Source organism: Nocardioides sp. Leaf374, assembly GCF_916862475.1.
GTDB classification, from domain to species: domain Bacteria; phylum Actinomycetota; class Actinomycetes; order Propionibacteriales; family Nocardioidaceae; genus Nocardioides; species Nocardioides kribbensis.
Genome location: NZ_CAKASO010000008.1, coordinates 99308 through 120103, shown reverse-complemented (window position 1 = coordinate 120103; position 20796 = coordinate 99308). Strand labels below are relative to the sequence as shown.

Genomic DNA, 20796 nt, shown 5'->3' with positions numbered 1-20796 from the left:
GACTGCTCGCCCGTTCGACGCCCCCGAGGACACCCTTGTTCGCCACACTCTCCGACCGTCTCGCCGACACCTTCAAGAACCTGCGGGGCAAGGGTCGGCTCTCCGAGGCCGACATCGACGCCACCGCGCGCGAGATCCGCATCGCGCTGCTGGAGGCCGACGTCGCGCTGCCCGTGGTCAAGGAGTTCGTGGGGGCGGTCAAGGACCGTGCCCGCAGCGAGGAGGTCAGCGGTGCGCTGAACCCCGCCCAGCAGATCATCAAGATCGTCAACGAGGAGCTCGTCGCGATCCTGGGCGGCGAGACCCGCCGGCTGCGCTACGCCAAGTCGGGCCCGACCGTCATCATGCTCGCGGGCCTCCAGGGCGCCGGCAAGACGACCCTGGCCGCCAAGCTCGCGCTGTGGCTCAAGGACCAGGGCAAGACCCCGATGCTCGCGGCCTGCGACCTCCAGCGGCCCAACGCCGTCAAGCAGCTGCAGGTCAACGGCGAGCGCGTCGGCGTGCCGGTCTTCGCCCCCGAGCCCGGCAACGGCGTCGGCGACCCCGTGTCGGTGGCCCGGGCCTCGATCGCCGAGGCCCGGCGCACCCTGCACGACGTGGTCATCGTCGACACCGCCGGCCGCCTCGGCATCGACGCCGAGCTGATGCAGCAGGCCTCCGACATCCGCGACGCCGTGCAGCCCGACGAGGTGCTCTTCGTCGTCGACGCGATGATCGGCCAGGACGCCGTGGTCACGGCCCAGGCCTTCCTCCAGGGCGTCGGCTACGACGGCGTCGTGCTCACCAAGCTCGACGGCGACGCCCGCGGTGGCGCGGCCCTGTCGATCGCCTCGATCACCGGCAAGCCGGTCATGTTCGCCTCCAACGGCGAGAAGCTCACCGACTTCGACCTCTTCCACCCCGACCGCATGGCGTCGCGCATCCTCGACATGGGCGACATGATGACCCTGATCGAGCAGGCCGAGAAGACCTTCGACGCCGAGCAGGCGATGAAGGCGGCCGAGAAGCTCTCGGGCCGGGGCGGGCAGTTCACCCTCGACGACTTCCTCCAGCAGATGCAGCAGGTGCGCAAGCTGGGCTCGATGTCGAAGATCATGGGGATGCTGCCCGGGATGGGCCAGTTCCGCGAGCAGCTGGAGAACTTCGACGAGCGCGAGATCGACCGCATCGAGGCGATCATCCGCTCCATGACGCCCGGCGAGCGGGAGAACCCCAAGCTCATCGACGGCTCGCGTCGCGCCCGCATCGCCAAGGGATCGGGGCGCCAGGTCTCCGACGTCAACCAGCTCGTCGACCGCTTCTTCGAGGCGCGCAAGATGATGGAGCAGATGGCGCGCGGTGGCGGCATGCCCGGGATGCCCGGCATGCCGGGGATGCCGGGGATGGGCGGGCCCAAGCGCGGCAAGGCCAAGGCCCAGCCCAAGAAGGGCAAGGGCGCCAAGCGCTCCGGCAACCCCGCGAAGGCCGCCCAGGAGGCCGCGGCCGCCAAGGACAAGGCGGGTGCGGTCAACCCGTTCGCCACCCCGGGCGAGGACGTCGACTACGAGCAGGCGGCCGCGGCCCTCGACCTGCCGAAGGACTTCTCGAAGTTCCTGAAGTGACCGGTCGCGACGTGGTCGGGCCCGCTCCGACCGGCCCCGGGGACGGTCGGCGGCCGTGACCTCCGTGCTCGTCGTCGACGCCGCCAACGTCGTCGGCTCGCGACCCGACGGCTGGTGGAGGGACCGCGCGGGCGCCGCGCGCCGGCTCCACGAGCGGCTGCTGGTGGCCGACACCCCCTACGACCGGATCGTGCTGGTGCTCGAGGGGGCGGCCAAGGGCGGGGTGCGGGCCGGTCGCGACCAGCACGTCACCACCGTGCACGCCCCGCGCGACGGCGACACGACCATCATCGAGCAGACCCGGGTGGCCTGCGAGCGAGGCGACCAGGTCGTCCTCATCAGCGCCGACCACGTGCTGCGCGGGCGCTGCGAGGGCCTGGGCGCCCGGGCGATGAGCCCGTCGTGGCTCCTGGACCAGATCGAGCGCTGAGACCGGGCGGGCCCAGCGGCCCAGCGGCCCGGCGGCCCCAGGCGGGCGCGGCCGAGCCCCTCAGCCGGCCGGTCCCGCGGCCGCCGTGCGCAGCACCGCCGATCAACGTCGGCGACGCCGACCACGACCCGCTCTACGCCTTCGGCCACGGCCTCACGACCCGTCGCTGAGCGGTGACGCCGGGAGGACCTGCGCGCCCGCGACCGGGCGCGCAGGTCCTCGTCGGGGCCCGGTGGGCGCGGTAGCGTCCCGGGCATGGCCGCCCCCAGCGCTCGCCCCCGCTCCTCCGGCTCCGCCCGACCGCCCGTCCTGCGCGTGCGCGGGCCGGTGCTGCCCGGCGACGACGTCTCCCGCGACCTCTACGTCGTCGACGGGCACGTGACCTACGAGCCGCAGCCGGGCGCGGACACCGTCGCCACCGGCTGGGTGCTCCCCGGCCTGGTCGACGCCCACAACCACCTGGGCATGGAGGACCACGGGGCCGTCGACGCGGACGAGGTGGAGCGCCAGGCCCTGCAGGACCGCGACGCCGGGGCGCTCCTGCTGCGCGACTGCGGCTCGCCCGCCGACACCCGCTGGGTGCACGAGCGCGAGGACCTGCCCCGCCTGCTGCGCGCGGGTCGCCACGTGGCACGCACCCGCCGCTACATCCGCCACTACGCCGACGAGGTGGAGCCCGTCGACCTCGTGCCGACCGTCGTGGAGCAGGCCCGCTCCGGCGACGGCTGGGTCAAGCTCGTCGGCGACTGGATCTCGCGCGAGCAGGGCGACCTCGCGCCGTCCTTCCCCGCCTCCGACTTCGCGGCGGCGATCGCCGCCGCCCACGCCGAGGGCGCACGGGTCACCGCCCACTGCTTCGGTCGCGACGTGCTCGACGGGCTCCTCGACGCCGGCATCGACTGCATCGAGCACGGCACCGGGCTGTCGACCGCCCACCTCGAGCGCATGGTCGCCGCGGGCACCGCGCTGGTGCCGACGGTGATGCAGACCGACAAGTTCCCGGAGTTCGCCGACGCGGGGCGGGAGAGGTTCCCGGCGTACGCCGCCACGATGGAGGACCTCCACGCCCGCCGACGCGAGACGCTGCTGAGTGCGCACGAGGCGGGCGTGGCCCTCTTCGTTGGCAGCGACGGGGGCGGGGCGCAGCGCCACGGTCACCTCGCGGGCGAGGTGATGGCCATGGTCGAGATGGGGCTGCCCGCCGCCGACGTCGTCGCGGCGGCCTCCTGGTCGGCCCGTGCCTGGCTCGGGCACCCCTCGGGGCTCGAGGAGGGCGCGCCCGCCGACCTCGTCGTGGTCGAGCGCGACCCCCGCCGCGACCCGTCGGTGCTCTGGGAGCCGAGCCGGGTGGTGCTGCGCGGTCGCGTCGTCGCCTGATCCCGGGGTCGCGCCGGTCCGGCCTACTCCCGCGCGCGGGCCCGGTCGGTGGCCGCCTGCTCCGTCATCGCGCCGGCCGCCTCGTCGATGATGGCGCGCATCGCGTGTTCGGCGCCGGCGCCGTCGCCCGTGCGCACGCAGCGCGCGACCTCGTCGTGCAGCGCGATCGCGGTCGGGTTGGGCCGCGCCGGCATGAGGTCGTGGTGGGTGCGCCCGGCGAGCACCTCCTCGACCAGGCCCGCGAGTGCACGCACCATGTCGTTGCCGCTCGCGTCGAGCAGGGTGCGGTGGAAGGCCACGTCGGCCAGCAGGTAGGCCTCGAGGTCGCCGGTGCGGCCGTGCACCGCCATGTCGGTCGTCGCCTCCGCCATGGCGCGGCACTGCTCCGGGGTGGCGCGGTCGGCGGCCAGGCGCGCCGCGACGGGCTCGAAGCCCTGGCGCAGCTCGCTGATGGCCAGCAGCTGCTCGGTGCGCCCGGAGCCCTCGAGGCGCCAGCGCACCAGCCGGGGGTCGAAGACGTTCCAGTCCGAGGGGTCCTGCACGGTCACGCCCACGCGGCGGCGCGAGACGACCATGCCCATCGACTCCAGGACCCGGACGGCCTCGCGGGCCACCGGGAGCGAGACGCCGTGCTCGCGCCGGATCGCATCGAGCGTGAGGACCTCGCCCGGTGCCACCTCGCCCGACGCCAGCCGGGACCCCAGGGCGTCGAGGGTGTCGACGTGGAGCGCCCCGTGCGGGCGCGCGCCGGGGGCGGGGGCCTCGGCGGGCGGGTCGAGGGGGCTCATGGTGCCCATCCTCCCAGGCGGGCCGGGAGGGGCGGTCCGGAGTGTCGGAGAAAAGAACGCATCTTTGAACCTTCTAATTGCCAATGATCGGATCATTGGTCATAGTGTGCGTGCAGTCACACGATGTGTCGACGGTCACGGCCGTCGCGACGACGGGAGCACGATGCCGGACACGAGCCGCCCCCCGGGACCTCCGGGACCCGCGAGACCCCTGGCCCTGGTGATGGGGGTGTCCGGCTCCGGCAAGTCGACGGTCGGGGCCGCCCTGGCCCGGTGCGCCGGGGTGCCCTTCGCCGACGCCGACGACTTCCACCCGGCGGCCAACATCGCCAAGATGGCCGCGGGGATCGCGCTGGACGACGCCGACCGCGCCCCGTGGCTGGACCTGCTGGCCTCGTGGCTGCGCGAGCACGAGGTCGGCGGGGGAGTGCTGAGCTGCTCCGCCCTGAAGCGGTCCTACCGCGACCGGCTGCGCGACGGGGCCGGTCGTCTGCTCGTCGTCCACCTCGCGGGCAGTCCGGCCGTCATCGCGCGCCGCCAGGCCGCTCGCCCGGGGCACTTCATGCCCGCGTCGCTGCTGGCCTCCCAGTTCGCCACCCTCGAGCCGCTGGCACCCGGTGAGCCGGGCGCCGTGCTCGACGTGGACCGACCGGTCGACGTGCTGGTCGAGCAGGCACTCGCCCTGCTCGCCGGGCCCGTCGCCACCCCGTCCGACCCCACCACCCCCTGGCCCGCCCGGGCCGACAGGAGCTGACCCCATGACCCTCCCGCAGATCCTGCCGCTCGCCGCGGCCGAGCTGGCCGAGCCCGTCGCGGGCGGCGGTCAGCTCGTGCTGGCGGCCCTGGCGGCCATCGCCCTCATCGTCGTCTCGATCACCTGGCTCAAGCTCCACCCGTTCCTCGCCCTGATCGTCGGTGCGCTGGCCGTCGGCATCCTGGCCGGGCAGAACGTCAACGGCGTCATCACGAGCTTCTCCACGGGCTTCGGGTCCACCGCGGCCGGCGTGGGGGCGCTCATCGCCCTGGGCGCGATGTTCGCCAAGCTCCTCGCCGACTCCGGCGGCGCCGACCAGATCGTCGACACGATCGTCGGCAAGGCCTCGCCCCGGGCGCTGCCCTGGGCCATGGCCGGTGTCGGTGCGCTCATCGGGCTGCCGATGTTCTTCGAGATCGGGCTCGTGCTGCTGATGCCGGTGATCTACCTGGTGGCCCGCCGCGCGCAGCTGTCGGTGATCACGATCGGCATCCCCACCCTGGCCGGGCTCTCGGCCATGCACGGCCTGGTGCCGCCGCACCCCGGCCCGCTGGTGGCCATCGACTCCCTCGGCGCCGACCTCGGCACGACGCTGGCGCTCGGCGTGCTCGTGGCCGTGCCGACCGTGGTCGTCGCGGGCCCCCTCTTCGGCAGGCTCGCCGGGCGCTGGGTCGACGTACCGGCCCCGGACCTCTTCGAGGCCGAGGAGCGCACCGACGCCGCCGCCCGGCCGGCCTTCGGCCTGACGGTCGCGACCGTGCTGCTCCCGGTGGTGCTGATGATGGCCAAGGCCCTGGTCGACATCGGCATCGAGGACGAGACCGACACGGTGCGACAGGTCTTCGACGTCGTCGGCAACCCCTTCGCCGCCCTGCTGATCGCCGTGGTCGTGGCGATGTTCACCCTCGGGCGCGGGTCGGGCATGGACCGCGCCGCGATCACGTCCTCGGTGGAGAGCTCGCTGCCGGCCATCGCCGGCATCCTGCTCATCGTGGCCGCCGGCGGTGGGTTCAAGCAGGTGCTCGTCGACACCGGCATCGGCACGCTGCTGGCCGACTGGGCCGGCGACGCCAACGTGTCGGTGCTGCTCCTCGCCTGGGTCCTGGCCGTGCTCATCCGCCTCGCGACCGGCTCGGCCACGGTCGCCACCATCACCGCCTCGGCGCTCATGCTCGGCCTGGTCGAGGGGCTCAGCCAGGGCGAGGTCTCGCTGGTCGTGCTGGCCATCGGCGCGGGCTCGGTGTTCTTCTCCCACGTCAACGACGCCGGCTTCTGGCTGGTCAAGGAGTACTTCGGCCTGAGCGTCGGGCAGACCATCAAGTCGTGGTCGCTGATGGAGACCGTGCTGTCGGTGAGCGGGCTCGTCTTCGTGCTGCTGCTCGGCCTCGTGATCTGACGGGGAGGTTCGACGGGGAGGCCTGCGGGGCGATTTAGCCCACCCGGGGGTCTCTGGCATCATTGCTCGTCGAGTCCTGCGTGCCCGGTCCCTCTCACCCGGTCGCGCGGTGCCCTCGAGGCGATCGGGCCCGGTGTTTCCCCACCTGGTGCACGCTCCCTCACCCACCACGATAAACGAGGAGACACCACAAACGTGGCCGTCAAGATCCGCTTGAAGCGCCTGGGCAAGGTCCGGGTGCCGCAGTACCGCATCGTCGTCGTCGACTCGCGCAAGAAGCGTGACGGTCGAGTGATCGAGGAGATCGGCAAGTACCACCCCAAGGAGGACCCGTCGTACATCGACGTCGTCTCCGACCGGGCGCAGTACTGGCTGGGCGTCGGCGCGCAGCCGACCGAGGCCGTCGAGGCCATCCTCAAGGTCACCGGTGACTGGCAGACCTACAAGGGTCTCCCCGGCACCGAGGGCACGCTGAAGACGAAGGCCGCCAAGCGCGACAAGCTCGACATCTTCAACGAGGCCCTCGCCGAGGCGCACAGCAGCCCCAAGGGCGACGCCGTGACCAAGAAGGCCAGCAAGAAGGCCGACGAGAAGCCCGCCGAGGACAAGCCGGCCGAGGTCCCCGCCGACGAGACCCCCGCGGTCGCCGCCGAGCAGGCCGAGGCCGCCGAGACCCCGGCCGCTGACGCCGAGGCCGAGAAGACCGAGGCCTGAGCGTCGTGCTGGCCGAGGCGCTCGAGCACCTGGTCCGCGGCGTTGTCGACAACCCCGACGACGTCTCGGTCCGCGACAAGCAGCTGCGACGCGGCTCGATCCTCGAGGTCCGGGTCCACCCCGACGACCTCGGCAAGGTGATCGGTCGCGGCGGGCGCACGGCGTCGGCCTTCCGCACCGTCGTGTCGGCCCTGGCCGGTCGCGAGGGTGCACGCGTCGACTTCGTCGACGTCGACCGCCGCCGCTGAGCCCTCCGGGCCAGCAGCGCCGACCGGCAACCGCGTGAACGGGTGCCGCCCCCCGGGGCGGCACCCGTTCGGCATTTCGCACCACCCGCCACCACCGAGAGGACCCGCCGTGCCCCCGTCACCTCCGAGCGCCCCCGGCACGCCCCCGGGCGAGCCCACCATCGAGCTGGTCGTCGGCCGCATCGGCAAGCCCCACGGCATCCGCGGCGAGGTGACCGTCGACGTCCGCACCGACGAGCCCGAGCGCCGCTTCGGCGACGGCGCGGTGCTGCGCGCCGAGGCGCCCCGCGGCTCCTCCTCGCCGCTGCGCTCCGTGAGCGTCGTCCGGACCCGCTGGCACCAGGGCGTGCTCCTCGCGACCTTCGCCGAGCTGCCCGACCGCAACGCCGCCGAGGCCGCCCGCGGACTGCTGCTGCACGCCACGGTGCCGGCCGACGCGACACCCGACGACCCCGACGAGTACTACGACCACCAGCTGGTCGGCCTCGCGGTGCACGACCTCGACGGCACCGAGCTCGGCACGGTCACCGCCCTGGTCCACGGTGGCGCCCAGGACCTGCTGACCGTGCGCACCCCGTCGGGTCGCGAGGGTCTCGTGCCCTTCGTCAAGGCGCTCGTGCCCGAGGTCGACCTCGTCGCGCGACGCGTCGTCGTGGCCGACCGACCGGGGCTCGTCACCCCGCTGCCCGAGGACGCCTGAGCCCGTCGTGCGCCTCGACTACCTCACGATCTTCCCCGACTACCTCGCGCCGCTGTCGCTCTCGCTGCCCGGCAAGGCGGTGGCCAAGGGTCTGATCGAGCTCCACGTGCACGACCTGCGCTCGTGGGCCCACGACCGCCACCGCACCGTCGACGACACGCCGTACGGCGGGGGCGCCGGCATGGTCATGAAGCCCGAGCCCTGGGGTGAGGCGCTCGACGAGGTGCTGGGTGCCGGCGGGCCCGGGCAGGCGCCGGCCACGGTGGTGTTCACGACGCCGTCGGGGGAGCCGATGACCCAGGCCCTGGCCCGCGAGCTGGCCGGTCGCGAGCGCCTGGTGTTCGCCTGCGGACGCTACGAGGGCATCGACCAGCGGGTGCTCGACCACGCCCGCACGGTCGCCGAGGTGCGGGAGGTCTCGCTCGGTGACTACGTGCTCAACGGTGGCGAGGTGGCGGCGCTCGCCATCACCGAGGCGGTCGTGCGACTGCTGCCGGGCTTCATGGGCAACGCCGCCTCGCTGGTCGAGGAGTCGCACGAGGACGGCCTGCTGGAGTACCCCGTCTACACCAAGCCCGCGTCGTGGCGAGGCCTCGACGTGCCGCCCGTGCTCCTCGGCGGCAACCACGGCGCGATCGCGGCCTGGCGCCGCGACCAGGCCGTGCGCCGCACGGCCGAGCGGCGCCCCGACCTGCTGCACGCCAGCGCCGCGGTGAGCGGGGAGTGGGCCGTCGTGCCGGCCGTGCGCGGCGACGCGGCCGAGCTCCTCACCCTCCAGCTGGCGTGCTGGGTGGGCGAGGCGCTGGTCAACGGCGACCTCACCCTCCCTCCGCTGCAGGAGGGCCTCGACGACGTCACGGCCTCGCTGTCGTCGTGGGACACCTACGTCGTGCGCTCGGCCGGGCGTCTCGTCGGGTCGGTGCGGGGAAGGCTCGACGGGCGCACCTGGGAGATCGGGCGTCTGATGGTGGCCCCCGACCTGCGCGGGCGCGGGCTGGGACGCCACCTGCTCGAGCACGCCGAGCGCGTCGCGGCGCCGGAGGCCACGGCGTACCGGCTCTTCACGGGGGCCGCGAGCACCGCCAACCTGCGCCGCTACAAGCGCGCGGGCTACTCGGTGCGCGAGGTGCTCGACGGTCCCTCGGGGCCCGCGGTGCTGACCAAGCCCCGCCGCGGCTGACGCGGGCCGGCCGCTCAGGCTGATTCACCCCCGCCCGCCCGGCTGTGGCAGACTTGCGCACCGGCCAGTCGGCCAAATCCGGATCACCCCGAGGCGCTGCCCAGCAGCCGCCGGCAGGGGGGTCTGCGTCGGGCACCTGCCACAGGGGGAGCACGACGCCGCCGGCCACTCGCACTGCGCCCGACACCTGAACACGCACGACCATCCGACACCGCGGCTGACCTGTGGCACCCGCGAGGAGAACCATGACCAACGTGATTGCCGAGCTCGGCAACTCCCTCAAGCGCGACGACGTCCCGGCCTTCCGCGCCGGCGACACCATCAAGGTCCACGTCAAGGTCGTCGAGGGCAACCGCTCCCGCGTCCAGGTGTTCCAGGGCGTCGTCATCCGCGTCCAGGGCTCCGGCATCGGCCGCACCTTCACCGTGCGCAAGGTGTCCTTCGGCGTCGGCGTCGAGCGCACCTTCCCCCTGAACTCCCCGATCTTCGAGGAGATCGAGATCGTGACCCGCGGTGACGTGCGTCGCGCCAAGCTCTACTACCTGCGCAACCTGCGCGGCAAGAAGGCGAAGATCAAGGAGCGCCGCGAGGCCTGAGCGGTTCTGCTCCCCGCAGCACCACCGGCTTCCTAGACTCACCCGCGTGACCTCACCCGACCGCGACCCCGTGCCCGTCGAGAGCGACGGCACCGCGCACCCGACCGAGACCGGTCGGGGCGCGGAGCCCGACCCGGCCGTCACGGAGTCGCGGTCGCGGTCGTTCCCGGGCGCGCGCGGACCGCGCCGGGAGCGCTCGCTGCCGTTCGGGGTCGAGACGCTGGTGCTGCTCGCCGTCGCGGTGGGTCTGGCGGTGCTGGTGAAGACCTTCCTCCTGCAGGTCTTCTACATCCCCTCGGAGTCGATGGAGCCCGGCCTGGTCGAGAACGACCGGATCGTCGTGCAGAAGGTCTCCTACTGGGGCGGTGGCACCCCCGAGCGCGGGGACGTCGTGGTCTTCCAGGACCCCGGCGACTGGCTGGGCGAGGAGGAGACGCGCACCGCGAGCAACCCGGTCACCAAGGGCCTCGACGCGCTCGGCCTCTACCCCGGTGGCGGCCACCTCGTGAAGCGCGTCGTCGGCGTCGCGGGCGACACCATCGTGTGCTGCGACGAGGCCGGGCGGATCAGCGTCAACGGCCTGCCCATGGAGGAGGACGCCTACGTCCTCGACGAGAAGAACATCAAGTGCCGCGGGCCGATGCTCGGCGACTGCGACTGGCAGGCGGGACCCGTGCCGGAGGGCACCGTCTTCGTGATGGGCGACAACCGCGGCCACTCCGCCGACTCCAGCTTCCAGATGTGCGCCGAGGGCGACACCGCCTGCGTGCCGGGCGACGAGTTCGTGCCGGTCGACGACATCGTCGGCAAGGTGATGGCCGTCTTCTGGCCCGTCGGGCACGCCGGGCTGCTCGATCGCCCCGACGTCTTCGCGGACGTGCCCGACCCGTCGTGAGCCTGCTCCCGCGCGGTGCCACGGTCCGGCGCGACGCCGGGCTCTACGGCTACGAGCGCGCCCTGCGGCGCCACGGCATCGAGACCGTGGCCGGGGTCGACGAGGCCGGGCGCGGCGCCTGCGCCGGCCCGCTCGTGGCCGGGGCCTGCATCCTGCCCGCCGGTCGGGCGGGGATCGTTCCGGGACTGGCCGACTCCAAGCTGCTGACCGAGCGGGCCCGCGAGCGGTGCTACGACCAGGTCGTGCGGCGTGCCCTCGCCTGGTCGGTCGTCGTGGTCTCGCAGGAGGAGTGCGACCGCCTCGGCATGCACGTCGCCAACATCGAGGCGCTGCGCCGTGCGGTGGCCCTGCTCGACGTGGCCCCCGACTACGTGCTCACCGACGGCTTCCCCGTCGACGGCCTCGGCGCGCCGGGGCTGGCGGTCTGGAAGGGCGACCGGGTGGCCGCCTGCATCTCCGCGGCCTCGGTGCTGGCCAAGGTGACCCGCGACCGGATCATGACCGAGCTGCACGAGCAGTGGCCGGCCTACGACTTCGCCACCCACAAGGGCTACATCACCGAGACCCACACCGCGGCGCTGCGCGAGCACGGCCCCTCGCCGGTGCACCGGATGCGCTTCGTCAACGTCCGCCGCGCCGCGGGTCTGGAGCCCCCCGCGGGCTCAGAGCCGCTCGGGCAGCCCGAAGCGGGTCTGCACCCCGGTCGAGAACAGCACCGAGTCGGGCGCTGACCCGCTCACCCCGGGGAGCCCGGCCGCGGCGACCAGCTCGTCGTCGAGGGCGCTCACCCGGGCGCGGCGCAAGGGCCACGGGCCGTGGGTGTTGGGCACCCACAGCGTGCGCCCCAGCACGCTGGTGTGCAGCCCGAAGCGGGCGGTGAGGAAGAGGTCGAGGGGGTCGGGCTCGGCGACCGGCTCGCCCACCTCGATCTCGAGGCGACTGCGCGCGCGGCCGCGGGCGCGGCGTACGGAGTCGTAGCGGACGCGGGCGCCGGTGACGTCGGCGTCGTGGGGGAGCGCGGCCGGGTCCATCCTCATGCCGGCCCAGCGGTAGGGCACGTTGAAGGTGAGGTTGGCGCCGGCGACCACCGCGAGCCGCTCGGCCTCGAGGGAGCGGAAGACCACGCCGTGACGGCCGCGGTCGTCGGTGGAGTAGAGCCTGACGTTGGTCTCGAGGAAGGTGCCGAACCACGGCGCCGTGCTGCGCCGCCCGAAGCCCGCCTCCACCATCCGGAAGGGGATGAGGCCGACCCAGGCGCTGCCGTCGTACAGGTCGGGGCGCACCCCCGGTGGGAGCAGCGGTGCCACCCGGTCGGGATCGACGCGCCAGTGGACGAAGGTGATGTCGCGCCACCACTGGTTCATGATCGGGCGGCCCGGCAGCGGGGGCCCCTGGGCCTCGACGGGCCGCCCCGGGCCTGGGGGCACTCGGGTGTCGCTCACGTGTCTACGATGCCAGTGCGCACGGCCCGCGACCCCACCCCTCGGGCCCGCCCGCACCGACGACGAGGAGAGCGATGAGCGCCGAGGATCTCGAGAAGTACGAGACCGAGATGGAGCTGACCCTCTACCGCGAGTACCGCGACGTCGTGGGCATCTTCAAGTACGTCGTCGAGACCGATCGGCGCTTCTACTTGTGCAACCAGGTCGACGTGAAGGCGCGCACCGAGGCCGGCGACGTCTTCTTCGAGGTGTCGATGAGCGACGCCTGGGTCTGGGACATGTACCGCCCCGCCCGCTTCGCCAAGAACGTGAAGGTGCTGACGTTCAAGGACGTCAACGTCGAGGAGCTCAGTCCTTCGGACATGGATCTGCCCGAGAAGTAGTCCTTTCGGGCCATCTGCCCCCAGCTGGCCGCGCGCCCCTGAGCGCCTTCCCTAGCCTCGCTCGTGGAGCTCGGGGGCTGCTGTGCGGGGTGAGGGAGACATGGGTCTGCGACAGGGACGCGACCGCGAACGGGGCGCGGCCGCGGTCGAGTTCGCCCTCGTGGCACCGCTGCTGCTGCTGCTCGTCTTCGGCATCATCACCTACGGCTACATGCTGAGCTTCCGCCAGGCGATCAGCCAGGGTGCGGCCGAGGGCGCCCGCGCGGCCGCCGTCGGCGCCCAGGCCTTCAACACCACCCAGGAGGCCTCGCGTCGCACGGCGGCCCTGGCGAGCGTGAACGAGGCGCTCCAGAGCTACGGCGTCTCCTGCAGCTCCGGTGCCACCTGCACGGTCACCTTCACCACCTGCGGCAGCGCCCGCTGCGTGCAGGTGCTGGTGTCCTACCCCTACGCCGCCCAGCCGCTGACCCCCAAGCTCCCGCTCGTGCCGCTGCCGCAGACGCTGAGCTACACCGCGACGGCGAGGGTGAGCTGATGCTGCGGGGCACCTGGTGCGTCCACCGTGACGATCGCGGCCAGCGCGGCGCCGTCGCGGTCTTCCTCGCGGTCACCATCGCCCTGCTGCTCGCCGTGGCCGCGCTCGCCGTCGACCTCGGCACCCAGCGCGTCGTGCGCCGTGACATGCAGGCCATCGCCGACGTCGTCGCGCTCGACATGGCCCGTGAGATCGACGGCCGCTCCCAGGCCCAGCTGGCCGCGCTGGTGACCACCTCGTCCACCTCGCTGCTGAGCCAGAGCGTCGCCCGCAACAGCACCACCCTCGGCGACGACCTCGTCGTGACCGCCGACTGGGGATCGTGGAACGGCACGACCTGGAACACGACCGCCGAGCCGCCCACCGCCGTCAAGGTCGTGGCCAGCGCGAGCACCGACTTCGCCTTCGCCGCCGGCTCGGGCAGCGCGACGCGCACGGCGTACGCCACCTCGACGACGACCGCCTGCCACGCCCTGGGGTCCTACGCCGCGGCGGTGCGCAGCGACGACTCGGCCCTGCTCGCCCCGCTCAACAGCCTGCTGGGGGTCAACCTCACGCTGGTCGGCTACCAGGGCATCGCCAACACCGAGGTGAGCCTGGCCCAGCTGGCCGCGACCGCCGTGCTCGGCACCGAGACCGAGCTGCTCACCGCGCCGGTGGCCTTCGGCGACCTGGTCAAGGGCACCATCGACGTGCTCAACAAGGAGAAGCCGGCCGGCTACAGCGCGGCCGTCAGCGCCCTCGGCTCCTTCCTGGCCGTCGCCGGCAGCGTGCCGGCGGTGCGGCTGGGCTCGCTGCTCAACATCTCCCCGACCGACAGCGCCGCCCTGGAGACCGGGCTCAACGTGCTCGACCTGATCGCGGGCTCGGTCGGCGTCGCCACCGGCCAGCACGCCGTGGCCATCCCCAACCTCCAGGCCCAAGTGCCGGGCCTCGGCAGCCAGGTGACCGGCGGGATCTTCGTGCAGCAGGGCAGGCAGACCGCCTGCGGCGCGCCCAACTCGGCCGAGGCGCGCGCGGCCACCAGCCAGATCTCCGGCGACCTGGGCCTGACCTTCGTCAACCTCCCGAGCATGAACCTCAACCTCGGCCTGGTGAAGGGCACCCTGCAGACCCCCAAGGCCACCGGGAGCGTGCACCTCAAGCTCGGCAACGCCACCTCCCAGCTCGTCGACCCACCCCAGGTCCACTGCGGCAACGGCACCACGACCGACCCTTCGACCTTCTCCGTGGCCGTGGCCAGCGGGCTCGCGGAGTACAGCCTCACGGTCGACCTCGAGGTCAAGGGCACCCTCAAGCTCGAGCTGCTGCTGACCTCGGTCGACGTGGCGGTCGACGTGGGGGTCAGGCTGACCATGAGCAGCCCCGCCCCGGCCGCGACCAGCACCGTCTCACTGGCGCTGCCTCCCAACGACGTCACGCCGAAGTCGACCGGCGGCACCGTCAACGTGCTCAGCTCGGTGGTGCCCACCATCACCTCCTCCTCCATCACCGCCGCCGGCCTGACCCTCAACGCCAGCCAGATCACCTCCGTCACCACGGCGGTGCTCGACGGGCTCACCAACGGGCCCAACGCCTTCGTCAACAAGACCCTCACCCCGCTGGCCGGCAACCTCGACAGCCAGCTCGTCGGCCCGGTCGCCAGGCTCCTGGGCGTGCGGGTGGGTGGCGCCGACGTGTTCGCCCTCGAGGCGGTGTGCAGCCTCCCCGCGCTGCGCGGCTGAGCCGGTCGCCGTCCTCGGGCGGGACGCGGGCCGTGGTGGATCTGTTACCGATCTGAGGATCTCGCGTTGATTTTACCGAGCGAGCGCTCAGCACGGGTTCAGCCCGACCGATGCTCCTTGTCGCTGACGCGCGTCCACCGGGGGACCTGAGCAGCGCTCCCGAGAGGTGACCGGCTGTGGGCACGAGGCGAGCGGCACCGCAGCGCTCCGAGCGGGGCGCGACCGTCGTCGAGTTCGCCCTGCTCATGCCGGTGCTCTTCCTGCTGCTCTTCGGGATCATCCAGTACGGCCTGTACTTCTGGGCCATGCAGGGCGGCAGCGACATCGCCCGCAACGCCGCCCGGATGGCGGCCGTCGGCGACCCCGCGACCTGCGCCGCCTACCGCACCGCCGTCGCCGCCGACATCCAGGGCCTCACCGGGTCGGGCTCCACCGCGACCGTGCGGCGCAGCTACGCCACCGCGCTGCCGAGCCAGGTGCAGGTGGGCGACGTGGTCACGGTGACGGTGCAGTTCGACAGCTTCGACCTGCAGCTGCCGATCCTGCCCTTCGTCGACGACGGGGAGGTCAACGCCACCGCCGAGGCGCGCGTCGAGTTCGTGCCGCGCCAGCCCGAGGCGTGCCCGTGACCGGGTGGTGTTGCGCCCGCCCCGCCGCTCCCCGGGCGGCGGGGCGCTGCCGGCGTACGCGGGACGAGGGCGGGGCCATGGCGGTGATGATCGCCGTGATGGCCGTCGTGCTCTTCGGGGTGTCCGCGCTCGCGGTCGACCTCGGCAACGCCTGGTCCCGGGGGCGCGCGGTGCAGAAGCAGGCCGACGTCACGGCGACCAGCGCCGGGTGGCGCCTGCCGATGAGGGTGTCGGTGCCGGCGGCCGCGCCCGCGGCGATCGCGGCCGACGCGGCCCGTTACCTCAACGCCAACCGCGCCCCCGGCCAGCCGGTCGCCACCGGGTCGGCCCTGCTCGACGGCCAGCGCGCCAACGGAGAGGTGTCCTTCGAGCACGCCGACGGCACGGCCTGCACCGACGTCTGCGTGCAGATGGAGGTCGTGGCGCCGGCCGCCCACGTCGAGTTCGGCCTCGCCGGCGTGCTCGGCCGGACGGCCGTCGACGTGCAGCGGGTCGCGACGGTCAGGGTGGTCTCGCCGCTGCCGTCGCCCGCCGACATGGTGCCCTTCTGGCTGCCCGACGGGTGCGCCCTCGGCCCGGCCGCCGCCGACACCACCGGCGGCAACTCGCTCGCCGCGACCACGACCACGACCGTCGCCCCCAGCCCGACGCCCAGCCCGACGCCCAGCCCGACGCCCAGCCCGACGCCCAGCCCGACGCCCACAGCCACGGCAGGCGCCACGGGCAGCCCGACCGCGACGGCGAGCCCGAGCGCCACGACCACGACCGCGACCACGACCACGGTGGCCTCACCCGGCATCCCGGTGGGGTCCCACCGGATCACCAGCCCCCGCACCCTGAGCGTCACGGTCGGGCAGCAGCTCAGCGTCTCCCAGCTCCAGGTCGACTCCATCCCCAGCAACACCGACCGTGCCTCGATCCGGTTCTACTCACCCGACGGCTCCACCTACGTCGACTACGCCGCCCAGGACGTCGGCAAGACCAACCCGCTGGTCGTGCCGACCTTCACCGTGGGCGGCGAGGTGTCGGCCACCCCGGGCACGTGGCGGGTCTACGCCCTGATCCAGGCGAAGGGCAACGCCCGGCTGGAGATCTCCGCCAACCACCTCGACTACGTGGTGGTCGGCCCGTCGCCCTCGCCGACCCCCACCCCCAGCCCGACCCCGACGGCGAGCCCGACCCCGACGGCGAGCCCGACCCCGACGGCGAGCCCGAGCCCGTCCCCGAGCGCCGGGCCCTCGCCCACCCAGAGCTCGTCCCCGACGGCGACGCCGACCCCGACACCCGAGCCGGCGCCGTCGCCGACCGGGGTGCCCGTGGGCTGCGTGGGTCAGGACCGCGGCAACTTCGGCCAGCTCGACAGCCCCCGGCGCGACGGCCTCACGGGGCAGCGACGGCTCGCGGCCAACATCGCCGGCGGGCTCGACCACCAGCTGGTGCCCTACTCCTTCGCCGTGGGCCAGACCGTCACCAAGGAGTGCGGCAGCGGCTCCTCCTGGATCAGCGGAGCCGCGCCCGACGACCAGCCCCTCGACGGCCGCAACTGCATCCTCGGCGACACCGGCAACGACGGTCCGGCCCTCTACGACGGCTTCGTCAGCGGCACGGGGTCGAGGCCGGGGCGCCTCGACGTGCGCAACGGCGCCACCACCTGCCCGGGTCGCGGCGACCTCGTCGTCGGCAGCGTGCGGCTCAACAACGACGTGCTCTCCTGCTTCCTGCGCAACGGCGCGACGCTCGACTCGCTGACCCGCACGGGGGTGTCGGCCACGATGCTCGCGCCGGAGGTCGTCGACTCGCCCCGGCTCGTGTGGCTCCCGGTGGTCTACGCCACCGACCGGGCCCAGAAGCGCTTCCAGCCGATCCTGGACTTCGTGCCCGGCTTCCTCACCGACGAGACCCAGAGCAGCGCCGCCTCGGCCTCCAACGGCCTGGCGATCAACGGCAACTCGGTCAAGGCGCTCCAGGTCTTCGTCTTCGACAAGGCGGCCCTCCCGGTCGACGCGCAGGCGCCCACGGTGGCCTACGACGCCGACCTCGGGCCCAGCATCGTGCGCCTCGTCGGCTGAGCCGACGCGACGTCCGGCCCGGGCCGGACCACGAGTCGTCCACAGACGCGCGCGACCGGAACGTCCTCCACACCCTCCTGCAGCGGCACCCCACGCACCGGCGATCCGGAGGAGCCTCCTTCCCAGGAGGTCCCATGACGACGACGGCAGGATCACGACAGGCCCTGGGTGCCTACGGCGAGGCGCTCGCCGAGCGTCACCTCGTGGCGCAGGGGATGACGGTGCTCGCACGCAACTGGCGCTGCCCGGCAGGAGAGATCGACCTCGTCCTGCGCGACGGCGACGTCCTGGTGGTCTGCGAGGTCAAGACCCGCAGCAGCCTGGGCCGTGGCACGCCGCACGAGGCGGTCACCGACGCCAAGCTCGACCGGTTGCTGCGCCTCGGCGAGGCGTGGCGGGTGGAGCAGGGGTTGGGGCGCGTCGAGCTCCGCATCGACCTGGTGGCGGTGCTGCGGCCCCGCCAGGGCGCCTCGACGATCGACCACGTGCGGGGGCTGGTCTGATGAGCACGGCGACCGCGCGGTCGGTGTCCCTGCACGGCGCCCTGGGGCACCTCATCGACGTCCAGACCGACGTGTCACCCGGCCAGGTGGGGCTCACGCTCGTCGGCCGACCCGACGCCTCGCTCAACGAGTCGCGCGACCGCTGCCGCATGGCCGTCATCAACGGCGGCTTCGAGTGGCCCTCCACCAAGCGCATCACGATCCTGCTGTCCCCGGCCGACCTGCTCAAGCGCGGGACGCACTTCGACCTGGCCATCGCCGTGTCGGTGCTCGCTGCCGACGGCACGGTGCCGAAAGCCGCACTCGACGGGGTCGTGCTCATCGGCGAGCTCACCCTCGACGGCAACCTGCGCGGCGTGCACGGGGTCCTCCCGATGGTGCTGGCGGCCGCGGCGCGGGGGGTGCGCCGGGTCTTCGTGCCCGAGCCGCAGGCGCACGAGGCCGCGATGGTGCCCGACATGGAGGTCCTCGGGGTGCGGTCGCTGGGTCAGGTGGTCGCCGAGCTCCGCGGTGACGAGGTGCCCTGGGCGCCTCCGGTGGCCTCGGCGAGCGGGAGCCGTCTGCTCGCCTGGCGCGGCGACGAGCGCCGCGAGGAGGGCGACTTCGCCGACCTGCTGGGTCTCGAGGACACCCGCTTCGCCGTCGAGGTCGCCGCCGCGGGTGGCCACCACCTGATGCTGGAGGGGCCCAAGGGGGCCGGCAAGACCAGCATCGCCGAGCGCATCCCGACCATCCTCCCCGACCTCACCGGCTCGGAGTCCCTCGAGCTCACCGCGATCCACTCCCTGGCCGGGGTGCTGGAGCCGGGCGCGGGCATGGTGGTCCGGCCTCCCTTCAGCGCCCCCCACCACGACGCCAGCAAGGCCAGCCTGATCGGCGGCGGCAGCGGCGCGGTGCGGCCCGGCGAGCTGAGCCGGACCCACCTCGGGGTCCTGTTCCTCGACGAGTTCCCGCTCTTCCACAGCGACGTCATCGACGCGCTACGGCAGCCGCTCGAGAGCGGCGACGTCACCGTGGCGCGCCGCGAGGAGTCGGTCACGCTGCCGGCGCGGGCCATGGTGGTGCTCGCCTGCAACCCCTGCCCCTGCGGCGAGTACGCCCCGCGGTCGGGCTCGATGAGCTGCGGGTGCACCGAGCGCAAGCGTCGCGACTACCGCGCCCGCATCACCGGTCCCATCGCCGACCGCATCGACGTCGTGCGCTACGTCGAGCCCCTGGCCCCGCACGACCAGCGCGACGTGTTCAGCCGTGCCGAGCCCTCCGAGGTGGTGCGGCGCCGGGTGTCTCTGGCCCGTCGCCGCCAGGCCGACCGCTACGCCGGGTGCAGCTGGCGGCTCAACGCCCACACCCCGGGCCCGCAGCTGCGTGACCGGTGGCGGTTGGACGCCGACGCCCAGCGGGTGGTCGACGATCAGGTCTACGCCGGCCAGCTGACCGGGCGCGGTGCGGTGAGGGTCAACCGCCTCGCCTGGACCGTCCTCGACCTCCTGCCCGACGAGCGGGCCCGACCGGGGCTCGACGAGGTCGAGGTGGCGCTGCGGCTGCGCCGGGGCGAGCCGCTGCTGTCCTCGACGCTCCGGCGCGCCGGATGAGCCGGCGACCCACCGGGTCGGCGCCACGGGTCGGGCTCGCTGACCGGCTGGCCCGCGTCGCGCTGAGCAGGCTCGCCGAGCCGGGCGACCTGCGGATGAACACCCTGGTCACCGATCTCGGACCCGTCGCCGTCCACGAGCACCTCACCTCCCAGCACGACCTGCACGGCCTGCTCGACGACGTCGGGCAGCGGCTGGAGGCCCTCGATCCCGAGCGGGAGCTCGTGCAGGCCGAGGAGCGGGGGATCCGTTTCGTCGTGCCAGGCGACCCCGAGTGGCCCGCGGGCCTCGACGACCTGCGGTCGGCCGACCCGCTCCACGACCGCGGCGGCGTGCCGATCGGACTGTGGGTGCGCGGGCCCCTGCGTCTCGACGAGCTCGCCGGGGGAGTGGCGGTGGTCGGCTCGCGCTCGTCGACGACCTACGGCGAGAGCGTCGCGCGTGACGTCGCCGCCCGGGTGTCGCTCACCGGGCTCACCGCGGTCTCGGGGGCGGCCTTCGGCATCGACCAGGCGGCCCACCGCGGGGCGCTCGCCTCGGGTGCGCCGACCGCGGCGGTCCTCGCGTGCGGTGCCGACCGGAGCTACCCCGCCGCCCACTCGACCCTGCTGGACCACATCGCCGCCGTCGGCGCGGTGGTCTCGGAGACGGCACCGGGACTGCCGCCCACCCGCATCCGCTTCCTCAGCCGCAACCGGCTCATCGCCGCGCTGACCTGCGGCACCGTCGTCGTCGAGGCGGCCGCCCGCAGCGGCGCCCTCAACACCGCCAACTGGGCCGGCCGGCTCCACCGGGTCGTGATGGGGGTGCCGGGACCCGTGACCAGCGCGCCGTCGCAGGGCGTCCACCAGCTCCTGCGCTCCGGTGCCGCGGCACTGGTGACGGGCGGGGCCGACGTCCTCGAGCTCGTGGGAGCCAGCGGCGAGCACCTGGTCGAGGAGCCCCGCGGCCCGGTGCGCCGTCGCGACCGCCTCAGCCGGCGCGACCAGCAGGTCCTCGACGGGGTGCCGGTCGCGCGCGCCGCGCCCGCCGACTCCGTGGCCCGGGCCGCGGGGCTCGGGCTCCTCGAGGTGCAGTCGGCCCTGAGCCGCCTGCACCGCGCGGGGCTCGTGGAGCACGGTGAGGAGGGCTGGCGGCTCGCCGCCCTGGCTCACGACTGAGCAGGCCCGCCCGGCCTAGCATCGCCGGATGAGCACCCCGGCGCCGGACGACAGAGCAGCCGCCGTCGCCGCGTCGCCGG

The 20796-nt window shown here is 73.7% G+C and carries 22 protein-coding genes and 1 pseudogene; 21 read left to right on the top strand and 2 right to left on the bottom strand.

What is annotated here, in order from left to right:
* Positions 1-35: 35 nt before the first annotated feature.
* The 3 genes from ffh to LPA27_RS06115 all read left to right on the top strand — a co-directional run bounded on the left by ffh (position 36) and on the right by LPA27_RS06115 (position 3408).
* Positions 36-1601, top strand: a complete 1566-nt coding sequence (gene ffh / locus LPA27_RS06125) for a signal recognition particle protein (protein ID WP_056862364.1) — start codon at positions 36-38, stop codon at positions 1599-1601.
* Between the two features lie 55 nt (positions 1602-1656).
* Positions 1657-2031 carry a hypothetical protein gene (locus LPA27_RS06120; protein WP_056862365.1) on the top strand — a complete coding sequence of 125 codons (375 nt, stop codon included), beginning with the start codon at positions 1657-1659 and terminating at the stop codon, positions 2029-2031.
* Between the two features lie 255 nt (positions 2032-2286).
* A complete protein-coding gene (locus tag LPA27_RS06115) occupies positions 2287-3408 on the top strand; it encodes an amidohydrolase family protein (RefSeq protein ID WP_228941878.1) in 1122 nt (373 codons plus the stop codon).
* Between the two features lie 23 nt (positions 3409-3431).
* On the opposite strand, the gene LPA27_RS06110 is transcribed toward LPA27_RS06115, so the two are convergent.
* Complete coding sequence (locus LPA27_RS06110) at positions 3432-4196, bottom strand: FadR/GntR family transcriptional regulator (RefSeq protein WP_228941877.1); 765 nt, start codon at positions 4194-4196, stop codon at positions 3432-3434.
* Positions 4197-4419: 223 nt separating this feature from the next.
* Here LPA27_RS06110 and LPA27_RS06105 point away from each other — a divergent pair, with 223 nt between their 5' ends.
* From LPA27_RS06105 to LPA27_RS06060, 10 genes and pseudogenes are all read left to right on the top strand, one after another.
* Entirely contained in the window at positions 4420-4950 is a 531-nt protein-coding gene (locus tag LPA27_RS06105; protein ID WP_082503139.1) for a gluconokinase, read from the top strand.
* A 4-nt stretch (positions 4951-4954) separates the two neighbouring features.
* The gene (locus tag LPA27_RS06100) at positions 4955-6346 is read left to right on the top strand and encodes a GntP family permease (RefSeq protein ID WP_056862368.1); all 1392 of its coding nucleotides are present in this window, start codon (positions 4955-4957) and stop codon (positions 6344-6346) included.
* Between the two features lie 195 nt (positions 6347-6541).
* Complete coding sequence (rpsP, locus tag LPA27_RS06095) at positions 6542-7060, top strand: 30S ribosomal protein S16 (RefSeq protein ID WP_056862369.1); 519 nt, start codon at positions 6542-6544, stop codon at positions 7058-7060.
* Positions 7061-7065: 5 nt separating this feature from the next.
* Positions 7066-7308, top strand: coding sequence for an RNA-binding protein (locus LPA27_RS06090; protein ID WP_056862370.1), 243 nt, complete (start codon positions 7066-7068; stop codon positions 7306-7308).
* Positions 7309-7417: 109 nt separating this feature from the next.
* On the top strand, positions 7418-8008 hold the full coding sequence (rimM, locus tag LPA27_RS06085) for a ribosome maturation factor RimM (protein WP_228941876.1): 591 nt from the start codon (positions 7418-7420) through the stop codon (positions 8006-8008).
* Between the two features lie 7 nt (positions 8009-8015).
* A pseudogene (gene trmD, locus LPA27_RS06080) lies at positions 8016-8723 on the top strand (tRNA (guanosine(37)-N1)-methyltransferase TrmD); the annotation flags it as partial.
* The gene (locus LPA27_RS06075) at positions 8721-9188 is read left to right on the top strand and encodes a GNAT family N-acetyltransferase (RefSeq protein WP_228941884.1); all 468 of its coding nucleotides are present in this window, start codon (positions 8721-8723) and stop codon (positions 9186-9188) included. The pseudogene trmD and the gene LPA27_RS06075, both read left to right, overlap by 3 nt.
* A gap of 245 nt (positions 9189-9433) precedes the next feature.
* Entirely contained in the window at positions 9434-9784 is a 351-nt protein-coding gene (rplS, locus tag LPA27_RS06070) for a 50S ribosomal protein L19 (protein ID WP_056862372.1), read from the top strand.
* Positions 9785-9830: 46 nt separating this feature from the next.
* The gene (gene lepB, locus LPA27_RS06065) at positions 9831-10679 is read left to right on the top strand and encodes a signal peptidase I (RefSeq protein WP_082499912.1); all 849 of its coding nucleotides are present in this window, start codon (positions 9831-9833) and stop codon (positions 10677-10679) included.
* Positions 10676-11410, top strand: a complete 735-nt coding sequence (locus LPA27_RS06060) for a ribonuclease HII (protein ID WP_056862373.1) — start codon at positions 10676-10678, stop codon at positions 11408-11410. The genes lepB and LPA27_RS06060 overlap by 4 nt, the downstream gene beginning before the upstream one ends.
* Here LPA27_RS06060 and LPA27_RS06055 read toward each other — a convergent pair.
* Positions 11342-12121: a YqjF family protein gene (locus LPA27_RS06055; protein ID WP_228941875.1), complete on the bottom strand. Its 780-nt coding sequence runs from the start codon at positions 12119-12121 to the stop codon at positions 11342-11344. The genes LPA27_RS06060 and LPA27_RS06055 overlap by 69 nt on opposite strands.
* Positions 12122-12195: 74 nt before the next feature.
* Here LPA27_RS06055 and LPA27_RS06050 point away from each other — a divergent pair, with 74 nt between their 5' ends.
* The 8 genes from LPA27_RS06050 (at position 12196) to dprA (ending at position 20716) form a co-directional block, all read left to right on the top strand.
* Positions 12196-12504 (top strand): DUF2469 domain-containing protein, encoded by a 309-nt coding sequence (locus LPA27_RS06050; RefSeq protein ID WP_056862375.1) that lies wholly within the window; start codon positions 12196-12198, stop codon positions 12502-12504.
* A 100-nt stretch (positions 12505-12604) separates the two neighbouring features.
* On the top strand, positions 12605-13039 hold the full coding sequence (locus LPA27_RS06045; RefSeq protein ID WP_056862376.1) for a TadE/TadG family type IV pilus assembly protein: 435 nt from the start codon (positions 12605-12607) through the stop codon (positions 13037-13039).
* Positions 13039-14763, top strand: a complete 1725-nt coding sequence (locus tag LPA27_RS06040) for a pilus assembly protein TadG-related protein (protein WP_228941874.1) — start codon at positions 13039-13041, stop codon at positions 14761-14763. Before LPA27_RS06045 ends, LPA27_RS06040 begins: the two co-directional genes overlap by 1 nt.
* Positions 14764-14939: 176 nt before the next feature.
* Positions 14940-15392 (top strand): TadE/TadG family type IV pilus assembly protein, encoded by a 453-nt coding sequence (locus LPA27_RS06035; protein WP_056862378.1) that lies wholly within the window; start codon positions 14940-14942, stop codon positions 15390-15392.
* A gap of 77 nt (positions 15393-15469) precedes the next feature.
* Complete coding sequence (locus tag LPA27_RS06030; RefSeq protein WP_228941873.1) at positions 15470-17461, top strand: hypothetical protein; 1992 nt, start codon at positions 15470-15472, stop codon at positions 17459-17461.
* A gap of 134 nt (positions 17462-17595) precedes the next feature.
* The gene (locus tag LPA27_RS06025; RefSeq protein ID WP_193664983.1) at positions 17596-17964 is read left to right on the top strand and encodes a YraN family protein; all 369 of its coding nucleotides are present in this window, start codon (positions 17596-17598) and stop codon (positions 17962-17964) included.
* On the top strand, positions 17964-19556 hold the full coding sequence (locus LPA27_RS06020) for a YifB family Mg chelatase-like AAA ATPase (RefSeq protein WP_056862381.1): 1593 nt from the start codon (positions 17964-17966) through the stop codon (positions 19554-19556). Before LPA27_RS06025 ends, LPA27_RS06020 begins: the two co-directional genes overlap by 1 nt.
* Entirely contained in the window at positions 19553-20716 is a 1164-nt protein-coding gene (dprA, locus tag LPA27_RS06015) for a DNA-processing protein DprA (protein WP_228941872.1), read from the top strand. The genes LPA27_RS06020 and dprA overlap by 4 nt, the downstream gene beginning before the upstream one ends.
* The last annotated feature ends 80 nt before the right edge of the window (positions 20717-20796 follow it).

Excerpts from the sequence above, each read along its gene's own strand:
- LPA27_RS06115 (WP_228941878.1), top strand. The coding sequence starts at position 2,287 with ATGGCCGCCCCCAGCGCTCGCCCCCGCTCCTCCGGCTCCGCCCGACCG.
- LPA27_RS06110 (WP_228941877.1), bottom strand. The coding sequence starts at position 4,196 with ATGAGCCCCCTCGACCCGCCCGCCGAGGCCCCCGCCCCCGGCGCGCGC.
- LPA27_RS06105 (WP_082503139.1), top strand. The coding sequence starts at position 4,420 with ATGGGGGTGTCCGGCTCCGGCAAGTCGACGGTCGGGGCCGCCCTGGCC.
- LPA27_RS06100 (WP_056862368.1), top strand. The coding sequence starts at position 4,955 with ATGACCCTCCCGCAGATCCTGCCGCTCGCCGCGGCCGAGCTGGCCGAG.
- rplS (WP_056862372.1), top strand. The coding sequence starts at position 9,434 with ATGACCAACGTGATTGCCGAGCTCGGCAACTCCCTCAAGCGCGACGAC.
- LPA27_RS06050 (WP_056862375.1), top strand. The coding sequence starts at position 12,196 with ATGAGCGCCGAGGATCTCGAGAAGTACGAGACCGAGATGGAGCTGACC.
- LPA27_RS06045 (WP_056862376.1), top strand. The coding sequence starts at position 12,605 with ATGGGTCTGCGACAGGGACGCGACCGCGAACGGGGCGCGGCCGCGGTC.
- LPA27_RS06040 (WP_228941874.1), top strand. The coding sequence starts at position 13,039 with ATGCTGCGGGGCACCTGGTGCGTCCACCGTGACGATCGCGGCCAGCGC.
- LPA27_RS06030 (WP_228941873.1), top strand. The coding sequence starts at position 15,470 with ATGGCGGTGATGATCGCCGTGATGGCCGTCGTGCTCTTCGGGGTGTCC.
- LPA27_RS06025 (WP_193664983.1), top strand. The coding sequence starts at position 17,596 with ATGACGACGACGGCAGGATCACGACAGGCCCTGGGTGCCTACGGCGAG.
- LPA27_RS06020 (WP_056862381.1), top strand. The coding sequence starts at position 17,964 with ATGAGCACGGCGACCGCGCGGTCGGTGTCCCTGCACGGCGCCCTGGGG.
- dprA (WP_228941872.1), top strand. The coding sequence starts at position 19,553 with ATGAGCCGGCGACCCACCGGGTCGGCGCCACGGGTCGGGCTCGCTGAC.